The 11,836-nt window shown below is 75.9% G+C and carries 8 protein-coding genes; 6 read left to right on the top strand and 2 right to left on the bottom strand.

The features are described from left to right. Window positions 1–9: 9 nt before the first annotated feature. Window positions 10–909: a DUF3109 family protein gene (locus ACZ55U_RS16995; protein ID WP_465526951.1), complete on the bottom strand. Its 900-nt coding sequence runs from the start codon at window positions 907–909 to the stop codon at window positions 10–12. A gap of 248 nt (window positions 910–1,157) precedes the next feature. On the opposite strand from ACZ55U_RS16995, the gene ACZ55U_RS16990 reads away from it, so the two are divergent. Next, complete coding sequence (locus tag ACZ55U_RS16990) at window positions 1,158–1,625, top strand: hypothetical protein (protein WP_465526908.1); 468 nt, start codon at window positions 1,158–1,160, stop codon at window positions 1,623–1,625. A 26-nt stretch (window positions 1,626–1,651) separates the two neighbouring features. Continuing rightward, entirely contained in the window at window positions 1,652–4,477 is a 2,826-nt protein-coding gene (locus ACZ55U_RS16985) for a toxin glutamine deamidase domain-containing protein (RefSeq protein WP_465526907.1), read from the top strand. 658 nt (window positions 4,478–5,135) lie between these two features. On the opposite strand, the gene ACZ55U_RS16980 is transcribed toward ACZ55U_RS16985, so the two are convergent. Next, window positions 5,136–5,999 (bottom strand): hypothetical protein, encoded by an 864-nt coding sequence (locus tag ACZ55U_RS16980; protein ID WP_465526906.1) that lies wholly within the window; start codon window positions 5,997–5,999, stop codon window positions 5,136–5,138. A gap of 464 nt (window positions 6,000–6,463) precedes the next feature. On the opposite strand from ACZ55U_RS16980, the gene ACZ55U_RS16975 reads away from it, so the two are divergent. The 4 genes from ACZ55U_RS16975 (at window position 6,464) to ACZ55U_RS16960 (ending at window position 11,832) form a co-directional block, all read left to right on the top strand. Beyond that, window positions 6,464–7,672 carry an SUKH-4 family immunity protein gene (locus ACZ55U_RS16975; protein WP_465526905.1) on the top strand — a complete coding sequence of 403 codons (1,209 nt, stop codon included), beginning with the start codon at window positions 6,464–6,466 and terminating at the stop codon, window positions 7,670–7,672. Between the two features lie 893 nt (window positions 7,673–8,565). Continuing rightward, window positions 8,566–9,528 carry a Ppx/GppA family phosphatase gene (locus ACZ55U_RS16970; protein ID WP_465526904.1) on the top strand — a complete coding sequence of 321 codons (963 nt, stop codon included), beginning with the start codon at window positions 8,566–8,568 and terminating at the stop codon, window positions 9,526–9,528. A gap of 640 nt (window positions 9,529–10,168) precedes the next feature. Then, a complete protein-coding gene (locus ACZ55U_RS16965) occupies window positions 10,169–10,996 on the top strand; it encodes a sugar phosphate isomerase/epimerase family protein (RefSeq protein WP_465526950.1) in 828 nt (275 codons plus the stop codon). 47 nt (window positions 10,997–11,043) lie between these two features. Then, window positions 11,044–11,832 carry a class I SAM-dependent methyltransferase gene (locus tag ACZ55U_RS16960; RefSeq protein WP_465526903.1) on the top strand — a complete coding sequence of 263 codons (789 nt, stop codon included), beginning with the start codon at window positions 11,044–11,046 and terminating at the stop codon, window positions 11,830–11,832. Window positions 11,833–11,836: the final 4 nt, after the last annotated feature.

The following is an 11,836-nucleotide window of genomic DNA, read 5'->3' as shown; positions in this document are numbered from 1 at the left end:
CGGGGCGGGTCAGGCCTTTCGGGCCTTGGCCTTCTTGCCGGGGTCGGCCTTCTTGCCCGAGGCGGCGCCCTTGCCCGGGTCGGCCTTCTTCCCGGGGTCGGCCTTCTTGACCGGGTCGGCCGGGTGCGGGGCCACCTTGCGGTCGCCCTTGGTGGCGATCCGCTCCTCGCAGAGCCGGGCCAGCACCTCGTAGCCCGCCTCGCCCATCAGCTCGGTGAGCTCGGGGCGGTAGCTGACGTACACCGGCTCCGCGCCCTGGTGGGCCGCCGGGGCGCCGGTGCACCACCAGTGCAGGTCGTGGCCGCCCGGCCCCCAGCCGCGGCGGTCGTACTCGCCGATCGAGACCTGGAGGTAGCGGGTGTCGTCGGGGCGGTCGATCCAGTCGTAGGTGCGGCGGATCGGCAGCTGCCAGCAGACGTCCGGCTTGGTCTCCAGCGGCTCGCGGCCCTCCTTGAGCGCGAGCGCGTGCAGGGCGCAGCCGGCGCCGCCCGCGAAGCCCGGGCTGTTCACGAAGATGCAGGCGCCGTTGACCCGGCGGGTCTGGCGGTCGCCGTCCTCGTCCAGCATGGTGATCCCGCCGTCGGCGACGATCCGGCCCTTGGCGTCGGTGCCCTCGGCGAAGTTCTCCCACAGCTCGGGGGTCAGCCGGGCCGCGTGCGAGCGGACGCGCTTCTCGTCGTCCTCGTCCGAGTAGTGGGCGCCCAGCGTGCAGCAGCCGTCCGACTCGCCGCGGCCCTCGCGGATGCCGTGGCAGCCCTGGCCGAAGACGCAGGACCAGCGGGAGGTCAGCCAGGTGAGGTCGCAGCGGAAGACCTGCTCCTCGTCGGCGGGGTCGGCGAACTCGACCCAGGCGCGGGGGAAGTCGAGCGGGACCTCGTCGCGCGGGATCTCGCGGCGCAGGGTCGGCATCGCGAGGTCGATGGGGGCGGGGGAGGCCTCGGGCTTCGCCTTGGCCTTCTTCTTGGACGTTTCAGCTGGTGCCACCCGGCAAGGGTAGAGCTTTCGGGTGGGGTGGCGCGGTGGCGGGACGGCCGTCGGGGCTCGTGGTGTCGCGGCCGGGCGGGGTGAAGGCGGGGTGAAGAGGTCCGTCGGGCGGTGCGGGGGCCGCCCGGGAGCTGCCTAGGATGGCGGCCGGTTCGCTACGGGGAGGTACGGGGATGGCAGGCGGCAGCACCGGGGCGTCCGGCCCGGCGGCGGGGGAGTTCGTCCTCAAGCCGTGGGAACTGCACGGCGAGGGGCGGGAGTTCGAGAGGATCGGCGGCGAGCTGGCGAAGGCCGTCACGGCTCTGGAGCAGGGCCTCGCCGCGCTCGGCACCCCCTGGGGGACGGACCAGCCGGGCAGCGGCTTCGCCGCCGTGTACGGTCCGGCGCGCGGTGAACTCCTCGACGGGCTGCGGGGGTTGGCCGACCGGGTGACCGGGGTCGGGGCCGGACTGCACACGATGGCCGCCCGGACGGCGGACGCGGACACCTCGGCGGCGAAGGGGTTCGGGGCGACGGCGGTACCGGGCGCCCCCGGCCGGCCGGGTGGGCCGGGCGCCGCGCCGGTGACGTCGGCCGTCTCTTCGGCGTCGTCGGCAACCCCGGGGGCGGCGCCCGTCGTCCCCGAGGACATGTCGGTCTGACGGACCCGGCTCGAAGGGGGAAGCGCGTGTCCCGGAAACTGCCCGAGGAACTGGTCCCGGTGCTGGCCCGCACCGGCCGGCAGTGGCCGCAGGCCGACGAGGATGGCCTGCGCAAGGCGGCCGGCGTCTGGCGCGGGTTCGGCCAGGAGGCGGACCGGCTCACCCGCCGCTGCGGCGAGTCCGTCCGGCGCGTCACGGCCGACAACTCCGGCCACGCGGTCGAGGCCTTCGGCGCGTACTGGCTGGGGTTCAGTGGCGGCGGCAAGGGCCACCTGGACGACGCGCACAGCGCGGTCGGGCTGGTCGCCGGGGCCTTCGACACGGCCGCCGGGGCCGTGGACACCTGCAAGGCCGAGATCATCGCGACCCTGCGGCAGCTGGCCGCCGACCTCCAGCAGGCCGAGGAGCTGGCGGCCAAGGCCCGGGAGGAGGCGGGCCGGGTCGCCGCGGCGGCCGACGCCGGGCGGGCGGACAGCGGGGTGGTCGGCGGAGTGGAGAAGGCCGTCGGCGGCTTCGCGTCCGCGGTGAAGAACACCGCCACCGAGCAGGTCGCGGTGGGCATGGCGGCCGTCGCCGTCGAGGCCGCCGGGCTGAAGATCGGCGGACTGCTCGCCGAACTCGGCCGCGCCATGAAGGACGCCATGGCCGGTGTGCTCAAGGAGCCGGCCGCCGTCGCCCTGCTGAAGCTCGGCACCGCCCGGGGGGCGGGGGTCACCGCCGCCTCGTACCGCACCGGCGCGTTCGACCCGCTCGCCGCCGGGCTGCCCGCCGCCCTCGGCGAACCGGGCGTGCTCGGCGCGGACGGCTCCGGGCTGGTGCTGCTCGCCGGGAAGGACGGCAGGCAACTGGTCGGCGTGCCGGGGCTGGCGGTCAAGGTGGACGAGCACGGCGTGCCCGTCCTCGGCCCGGACGGGAAGCCGGTCATCCTCCGCGCCGACGGCACGCCGGTCGCCGACGCCTCGGGGCTGCTGGTCGTCCCGGGGCCGGACGGCAAGCCGGTGGTCGGGGTGGCGGACCTGGCCGTCCGGCTGGACGAGCACGGCCGGCCGGTGCTCACCGACGAGGACGGCAGGGCCGTCCGTGGGGTGCCGCTCGCCGGGCTGACGCCGGGGGCGGACGGGCCGGACACCGGCCGGACGGCTGCGGGGGTGACGGCCGACGGGCCGGGCGATCCGAAGGCGCCGGGCGTGGTGACGGTGGCCTCGGTCGTGCCGGCCGAGCCGGGGGCGGCGGTCGGCGGGCCGGAGGCCGCGGTCGCGGCGGGTGCGGTCGCGGCTGGTGCGCCGGGAGGGCCGGGGGCGGCGTCCGTGGCCTCGTACGCGGCCCCGGGCGCGGCTTCGTACGCGTCCGCCGGGGGCTCGCCGGTGCCGGGCAAGGTGGGCGGTGGCGCCGACTGGACGCCGCCGGCCCGGGACGACGGGGCGCCGGTGCGCTCCGCCGCCGCGCCGGCCCGCCAGAGCGGTGGGGCGGCGGGCTGGTCGGACGGGGACTACCCGCTCCAGGCACCCGCGCCTGCCGCGTCCTCTTCCTCGCACGGCGGTGGGGGTGGCGGCGGTGGATCGGTGACCGTGCGGACGGACTCGGTGAGCGCGCCGGCCGCGCCCGTCGTCACCGCGCCGTCCGTCGGTGCTCCCGCGCACGGGCCGGCGTCGGAGACTCCGGTGACGGTCCGGCCGGTCGGGATTCCCGGGCAGTTCGGCACGCCGGGGTACGGCGGCGGGTACCAGGCGGCCGGTCCGGTCGGGGTCGTCGGGCCCGGGCCGCTGGCGGGCGCCGGAGGCGGACCGGTGAACGTGGCGGCGCCGTTCGGCAGCGGCGTGGGGGCCGGTGGCGTCGTGGGCGGTGGTTCTGCCGTCGGCGGGCCCGGCGTCGGGGGCTCTGCCGTCGGTGGTCCTGGCGCCGGCGGCCCTGGTGTCGGTGGGCCGCAGCCCGGCGCGGAGGCCCGGCCCGGCGCTCCGGGGGTCCGGACTCCGGTCGGTGGCACGCCTCAGCCGGTCGTCGGACCGCCGCCGGTCCAGGGCGCCCCGCCGCCTCCGGCCACACCGCCGATCGTCGGCACCACCCCGGTGATCGGCCGGCCCGAAGGGCACCCGGCGGAGCCCCGGAGGCGGGAGAGCGCGGCGGGTCCCGCCGACCCGACCCTCGCCTGGGGCGCGGTCCCGGTCGCGACCGCCCACGCGATGGCCCTCCAACTCGCGCTGCGGGCGCGGCGCGGCGCCCAGCCGGACGATCCGGTGGTCCGGCTGCGCAGCATCGCCGACAGCCGTCCGTACGGTCTGCCGGGCGGGCTGGCGCCGGTCGACCCGGAGCACCAGGCCGAGCTGGAACGCCGGGTGCCCCGGGACGAGGGCGGCCTGCCCGTTCGCCACCCCGACCCGGCCGCCGGCGGGTGGACGGAGGCGGTCAACGACGGCGGCTACCGCGAACCGGGCCGGGCGAACAACAGCCTGGAGATCGCCCTCTCGGCGGTCGAGTGCTTCACCGGCCGCCCGACCTGCGCGGCTCCGCGCATCCCCACCGAGGGCGACGCCGGCGAGCGCGGCGGCCGGGACCGCGCCGAACGTGAACTCGGCACGCCCTTCAGGGACCTGGGTGACGGAGGCCGGGCCTTCGAGCGCCTCGCCGACGACCTCCGCCGCGCCGGCCACGGCTCCCAGGCGGTGCTCCTCACCCTTGACGCCTACGGCCGCCCGCACGCCTGGAACGCCGTCAACCACCAGGACACCGTCACCTACCTCGACCACCAGCTCGCCCGCCAGGCCCCCACCCCCCTCCACCCGGCCACCCACGGCCTCTGGGCCATCGCCCTCACCCCCGAGGGCCGCCCCCTCGACCTCACCCCCGCCGCATGACTCCCCTGCGCACGAGAAGTCGGCCCCGCCGACTTCTCGCGCGCGGGCCTTTGCCGCGCGCAGGCCTCTGCACGAAAAGTCGGCCCAGCCGACTTCCTGCGCGCAGATTCCTGCCCTGTTCCCCTGTTACGTGCGGCCCTTGAGCCCGCGTCCTCATCTCGGGGCGCATGGCCCAGCCCCCTTCGCATAGGAAGTCGGCCGGGCCGACTTCCTGTGTGGCACGGTTCCTCTCGGCAGGCGGGCAGTGGGTCGTTTGCCGTGTTGTTTTCAGAGGGGCCGCGTGAGAAGTCGGCTCGGCCGACTTTCTGTGTGCTGGTTTCTGCCCCGTTCCCCTTTTGTCTGTGGATCTTGGGTTGGCCGGTATCCGTTCGCGTAGGAAGTCGGGTGGGTCGACTTCCTGTGCGGCTTGGTCGCCTGCCCTGCTCTGTGGGCGGGTGTGCGGCGGGGCTGCGTGAGAATTCGGCTCGGCCGACTTCTCGTGCGCAGGCTCTGCCCCTTTGAGGGCTGTTCTTCCCTCTCCTTGCTGCATGGCTCCGTGCGCGCTGCGTAGGAAGTCGGCGGGGCCGACTTCTGGTGTGGGAGGGGGTGTGCGGTGGGGGTGGCTGGGGGTGGGGTGAGGGTGCCGGGCTGGTTGGGGCTGGTGAGGTGGGCGGCCGTGTCAGCGGACAGGTGTGGCTGGGGTGTTGTGACTTCGGAGGGCGTCGCGGATTCGGGCGGCGTGGCGGTGTACGGCGGTGGGGGAGAGGGCGCCGGTGCGGGGTGGGGGTGTGGTGGGGGTGTCGCGGCAGGTGCGGCAGAGGCCGCCGAGGAGGGCTTGGGGGCGGCAGGGGGTGCGGCAGGCCGTGCACTCGATGATGCGGGTCTGCGGGGTGAGGGGTGGGGTGATGCGTTCCGGCGGGAGCTTGTCGATCAGGCGGCGGCGGGTGAAGGCGGCCGGGCTGTGGATGTCGGGCGGGAGGCCGCAGGTGAGGGCGGCGGTGAAGAGCGTCGTGGTGGTGCCCCGGGCGAACCATTCGGCGGCCAGGGGTTCGAGGGCGGTGCAGTCGGCGGCCGAGAGGGCGAGGCGGGGGTCGGCGAGGCCGAGGCCGGCGAGGGCGGCGTAGGCGGCCGAGGGGAGGGGTGTGCGGTTGGGCGTTCGCTCGGTCGGGGGATCGGGTGCGGCGGGCGTTGACGCGTCGCCGGTGCCGCCGGTGGCGAGGAAGCGAGCCCACCAGGCGTCGGAGCGGGGGGTGCGGGAGAAGTAGGTGTGGAACACCCAGCGGCAGTCCTTGGAGCTGAGGCGCTCGCGGACGCGGCGCAGGTGACCTGCGGTGGAGAGGTTGTTGAGGGCGGTGCGGCAGGCCATCTGCCCGTAGTGGGGCTGGAGGGCGGCGAGCGTCTTGACGTCCATGGCGGCGCCGTCGGGGAGGTGGTCGATGAGCGAGGCGAGGTAGGCCTCGCGGACCGGGAGGTGGGCGAAGTCGGTCGCGGAGCGGGGGAGTTGCTCCGGCGCGGACTGCTTGCCGTATCCGGGGGCGGCCATCGCGGTATTGTCGTGGGTAGCCACAGGTCGAGTTGCTTTCGATCGTGCTGGTCAGACCCCCGTTCGGTGCTGCTAACACCGGCGGGGGTTGTTTCGTTGCTGCGCACGCTACATGGCGGCACTGCCTGTGGAAAAGTCGTGACGATAAGTCATATCTGCTGCGCACCACGGGTGGTTGGAAGGTGGTTACCCCACCGTTCCCCTAGGGGTCACTCGGGCCGCGCGGCTTGAGCTTCGGGCGCGAACGAGACGAAGGCGGACCGGGCTTCGGAGGGTGGCGCCCGGGGGCGTAGGGTCGCGGGACAGGGCGGGACGGGTGCCTGCCGGGACAGGGCGGGACGGGTGCCTGCCGGGAACGGGCGGAACGGGGCGGTGGCCGGGTGATCGATCGGGCGCGGGCGGTGGAGGCGGGGCACCGGTGGATCAACGGGGACCTGCCGCAGGGGGCCGGGGCGGTGCGGCGCGTGTGCACCCATGAGTTCGAGCTCGGGTGGGTGGTGTGGGCGGAGCCCGCCCGGGCGGCGGTGGACCCCCGGACGGGCGAGCGGCGAGCGCCGGAGGAGGTGGGGGCGGCCTGCGCCGTGGTGGACCGGGAGAGCGGGCGGTTCACGGTGTGGCCCTCGGTGCCGGTGGACGAAGTGGTCGCGCTGTACCGGGACTTCGTCGGTGCCGGGGGCCACGACCCGACCCGCCCGCCGGCGACCGGCCGTGGTGCCCGGGCCGAGCTGACCTACCGGGACGGCACCGGCGAGCAGCGCTCGCTGGCCCTGCGCTCGGCGGCGGGCCTCCCACATCCGGCGCTGCGCGGCTGGTGGTGGCTGCGCGAGCAGGGCGTCCCGGCCGAGGACGTGCTGGCCGTCCGGACCGACCTGCGGCTCAGCGCCCTGCCCGGCGGCTACTGGTCGTACGCGCTGGCCGCCGAACTGCCGTACGCGCGGATCGACTTCGAGCTCCCGTACGGTCCCCGCTTCGACCACCGCGCCGCCGCCGTACGGGCGCTGCCCGCACCGCCGGACGGTCCGGCCCGCAACCGGGTGCCGTTCCCCCGCGCGGTGCGGACCGGGCCCGAGGAGCCCGATGCGGCGCTCGCCGCCCGGCTGACGGCGCGGTTCGGCCCGGCGGGCGTGCGGCGCTTCGATCCGGCGGACGTCGCCCGTGCCGAACTGCCCGGCGACGCCGCCGCGTTGCTGTTGACGGTGGGCGTTCCGGTGGCCGTGCCGGGGTTCTTCGCCCTGCACCACCCGGGCGCCGAGGCGGTCACCGACGGCACCCGCCAGGGCACCGCGCTGTCCTCGCTCGCCGCGCACCTGGCCGAGCTGGGCCGTGGCACCAGGGTGGCCGAGCGGGAACGCCTGGCGCTGGCCGGGCAGTTGCTGCTGGGGACGGACGGCTGGTCACTGCTGGCCCTCGACCCGGCCGACGGCGCCGTCCGGGCGGTCGACCCGGACTACGCGACCGCCCGCCACTGCAACGCGGGCCTGCGCGCCTTCGTCAGCTGCCTGGAGGTGTTCGCCGGCTGGTGGCCCTCGCTGCGCGGGCTCGATCCGGTGGCGGCGGGCGAGGCGGTGGACGCGTTGCAGCGCGCGCTGGTGGCGGCGGACGGCACGGTCTTCGACGACCCGGAGAACTGGTGGGCGGTCATCGTGGAGCAGCTCTGGGACGGTCTCCTGTGACGGCGCGTCGGCCAAGCTGACTGCCCCGCGCGGGAACCCGGAGGGCCGAGCCCGCTGCCGGCCCGCCTGGCGTCGCCCTCGCGCTCGGCCGCCGCACCGGAGGTCTGCGCGCGGCTGGTGGTGATCGGCCACCGGGGTCGGCCGCGCAGCGCGCCGGAGAACACCACGGGCTTTTCCGGAGCCGCCTGGGCGAGGGCGACGCCGACCGGACGGAGACCGACCTGCGCACCACCCGGGACGGCGTCCCGGCGCTGGGCAGGGCGAGAGTGTGGGCCGCGCTGCCGACGGCACGGGCGAGGTCGTCGGCCTGACTGCCGCCGGGACGGCTGCGCTGTGCTGATCACGAGCTTCGGCCCCGCCCGGCCCGTCGCCACTGCGGGAGTGATCGCCGGGCTGCGGGAGTGACCGCAGAGACGCTGCCGATGGAGACCACGTGGCAGCGCCCCGAGGGCATCGCCCGGATCGCCGGGACGGCCGCCGGTAGCGGGGCCCGGGTCGTCCGCCACCCCTTCTCCGCCGAACCACCCGCGTCAGGCCCGCGCCGCCGCGCCCGCCCCCCCCTGCCGATGGTGCTGATCCGGAGTCCGTGGCGGCGCGATCGCCGAAGGGCACCGCTGACCTGCCGCCGCAGCGCGGAGTCGTCCTGGAGACCGGGACCGGAGACCGGGACCGGAGATCCGGAACGGAGACCGGGCCGGGCACGAGGCGTACGTCTGGACGCCCGACGGCGAGCAGCCCCGGCAGCTGACGGCCCCGGGGAGCCGCCGGCCGCCGCCCACGGCCGTCCACGGCCGCCCGCGCGGCAGCGGTGGTGCCGGAGAGCGGCTCCGGACCCGCACGAATACCTCCGCACCCGCTCTCACCAGGACACGCATCGCGTAGCGTGGAGATTTATGCGACTCGGTGTGCTCGACGTAGGTTCCAACACGGTCCACTTCCTCGTGGTGGACGCCCATCCGGGCGCCGCTCCGCTGCCCGCGTACTCGCACAAGGCCGAGCTGCGGCTGGCCGAGCTGCTGGACGCGGAGGGTGCGATCAGCGAGGCCGGCGTCGAGCGGCTGATCGGCCACGTCGCCTCCTCCCTGCGGGTCGCCGAGGACAAGGGCGTCGTCGACATCCTCCCGTTCGCCACCTCCGCCGTGCGCGAGGCCGCCAACGGCGAGGAGGTGCTGCGCCGGGTGGCCGCCGAGACCGGCGTCGAACTGCGCGTGCTCTCCGGGCAGGACGAGGCCCGGCTCACCTTCCTGGCCGTCCGCCGCTGGTTCGGCTGGTCCTCGGGCCGGCTGCTCAACCTGGACATCGGCGGCGGCTCGCTGGAGATCGCCTGCGGCCTGGACGAGCAGCCGGACGTCGCCTGCTCGCTGCCGCTGGGTGCCGGTCGGCTGACCGCCCGCTGGCTGCCCGGGGACGTCGCCCATCCGGACGGGCTGCGCCAGCTGAGGCGCCACATCCGGGCCGAGCTCGCCACCGTGGTCGGCGAGATCACCCGGCTCGGCCCGCCGCGCCACGCGGTCGCCACCTCCAAGACCTTCAAGCAGCTGGCCCGGATGACCGGCGCCGCCCCCGCCGACGCGGGCCCGTACACCGACCGCCGGCTCACCCGCAGTGGGCTGGCCGCGTGGCTGCCCCGGCTGTCCGGGATGACGGTCGCCGAGCGCGCGCGGATCCCCGGTGTCTCCGAGGGCCGGGCCAAGCAGCTGCTGGCCGGTGCGCTGGTCGCCGACGCCGCGATGGACCTGTTCGGCCTGGAGGAACTGGACGTCTGCCCGTGGGCGCTGCGCGAGGGCATCATCCTGCGCCGCCTGGACGCCATGGACGGCGCCGCCGACCGCCGCCGCCCGGCGCTCACCCCGTAGTCGGCGGTAGCCCGCCGTAGCCGGAGCCAGTCGTACCCGGGTCCGGGACGACCGCCCCGGGCGCGACCGCCCCCAGGGCAACGTGCCGATGGTCACTGCGCCGCTCGTCCCGACCCGTTCGGAGCGCGCTCCAACTACGCTGTCTCCCGTGGTGCAACCAGCGGGCGAGGACGGAACGCAGGAGGACCGCGCTCCCGGGGACGGGCGGCCGCGGTCGGACGGTCCGCGCCGCCGGCTCGGCAAGGCGGTCGCGGGTGCCACCGCCGCCCAGGCCGCCAAGCAGGCCGCGAAGGCGGTCAAGGCGGCCCAGCGCACCGCGAGGACGGCCACCGCGAAGAGCGCGGCCAAGACCGCGGCCGCGAAGAAGAGCGCCGCCGCGAAGCGGACGGCCGCCGGCGAGTCCCGCACCACCCAGGCGGCCCGCACCACCCCGGAGCCACCTACCTCCAAGGCAGCCCGTACCGCCAAGGAGACCCGTACCGCCAAGGCAGCCCGTACCGCCAAGGCAGCCCGTACCGCCAAGGAGACCCGCACCGCCCGGGCCGCCGGCGCCGCCAAGGCCGCCGTCCAGTCCGTCCGCTCGGTCAAGGCCGCCAAGCGCGACGCCGCCCGCCCGCCGCTGCTGCGCACCACCGACCGGCTGGTGCTGCCCCGGCACCCGGCCCTGCATATCCCCGACACCAAGGTGGTGCTGTCCACCGCCTCGGTGTACCCGGCGAGCACCGCCGTCGCCTTCGAGCTGGCGGCCAAGCTCGGCTACGACGGGGTCGAGGTGATGGTCTGGAACGACCCGGTCAGCCAGGACGTCGACGCCCTGCGCCGGCTCTCCGACGCCCACCGGATGCCCATCCTGGCCGTGCACGCGCCCTGCCTGCTGATCACCCAGCGGGTGTGGACCACCGACCCGTGGACCAAACTGGTCCGGGCCCGGGCGGCGGCCGAGAAGCTCGGCGCGAGCGCCGTCGTCGTCCACCCGCCGTTCCGCTGGCAGCGCCAGTACGCCAAGGAGTTCGTCGAGGGCATCGACCGGATGGCGGGCGAGACCGACGTCCGCTTCGCCGTCGAGAACATGTACCCGTGGCGCTACCGGGACCGCGAGATGCTCGCGTACGCCCCCGGCTGGGACGTCACCGACGAGGACTACCGGCACTTCACCATCGACCTCTCGCACGCCGCGACCTCCCGGATCGACACCCTCGCCATGGTCGAGCGGATGGGCGACCGGCTCGCCCACGTCCACCTGGCCGACGGCAGCGGCTCCGGCAAGGACGAGCACCTGATCCCCGGCCGCGGCAAGCAGCCCTGCGCCGAGCTGCTGGAGCACCTGGCCCGCACCGGCTTCGACGGCCACGTGGTGCTGGAGGTCAACACCCGCCGCTCGTCGTCCCCCGCGGAACGCGAAGCCGATCTCGCCGAAGCCCTCGCCTTCACCCGCCTGCACCTGGCCACCCCGGCGCGCGCAGGTTGAGCCACCGGGGCCGAACCGGTGGCGAACTCCCCTACCGAGGTGGACAGATGACGCAGGATCAGAAGCTCTCCGAACTCCGCCACTTCCGCGAGCTGGCCGGGAGCTTCGGATCGGTGGCCGCCGAGTACGAGCGCGGTCGCCCCGGCTACCCGCAGGAGCTGTTCGACGAGCTGGAACGGCTCTGGGGCCACCCGCTCGACGGCGCCCGGGTGCTGGACGTCGGCGCCGGCACCGGCATCTCCACCCGGCTGCTGGCCGCCCGGGGCGCGGAGGTCGTCGCCGTCGAGCCCTCGGCCGGGATGGCCGCGCAGTTCCGGGCCGTCTCGCCGCACCTCCCGGTGGTCCGCGGCGGCGGCGACGAACTGCCCTTCCACGACGGGTCCGCCGACCTCGTCAGCTACGCCCAGGCCTTCCACTGGACCCAGCCCGAGCGGTCCGTCCCCGAGGCGGTCCGGGTGCTGCGGCCCGGCGGCGCCCTCGCCACCTGGTGGAACCTCTTCGACGAGACCGTCCCCTGGGTGCGCGCCCGGGACGAGCGGCTGTCCGCCGCGCTCTCCGGCCGCTACCACGGCTACCGCCGGCTCGCCGAGCTGACCGCCCCCTTCGCCGCCGCCGGGCTGGCCGTCCACCGCGGCGTGCTGCGCTGGCAGCGCCAGGTGCCCGTCGAGCAGGTGGTCGACAACCTCACCTCCCGCTCCTTCTTCGCCTCGCTGCCGCCCGAGCGCCGCGAACCGCTGCTGGCCACCGAGCGGGCGGCGATGCTGGCCGAGTTCCCGGACGGCCGGGTGGTCGAGCAGTACGTCCTCGACCTCACCGTCGCCGTCAAGCCGGGCTGACGGC

Source organism: Kitasatospora sp. NPDC034533 (assembly GCF_055575155.1).
The sequence above is the reverse complement of the archived record's forward strand: the minus strand, read 5'-3'. Positions and strand labels throughout refer to the sequence as shown.

Excerpts from the sequence above, each read along its gene's own strand:
- ACZ55U_RS16980 (WP_465526906.1), bottom strand. The coding sequence starts at position 5,999 with ATGGCCGCCCCCGGATACGGCAAGCAGTCCGCGCCGGAGCAACTCCCC.
- ACZ55U_RS16970 (WP_465526904.1), top strand. The coding sequence starts at position 8,566 with ATGCGACTCGGTGTGCTCGACGTAGGTTCCAACACGGTCCACTTCCTC.
- ACZ55U_RS16990 (WP_465526908.1), top strand. The coding sequence starts at position 1,158 with ATGGCAGGCGGCAGCACCGGGGCGTCCGGCCCGGCGGCGGGGGAGTTC.
- ACZ55U_RS16995 (WP_465526951.1), bottom strand. The coding sequence starts at position 909 with ATGCCGACCCTGCGCCGCGAGATCCCGCGCGACGAGGTCCCGCTCGAC.
- ACZ55U_RS16960 (WP_465526903.1), top strand. The coding sequence starts at position 11,044 with ATGACGCAGGATCAGAAGCTCTCCGAACTCCGCCACTTCCGCGAGCTG.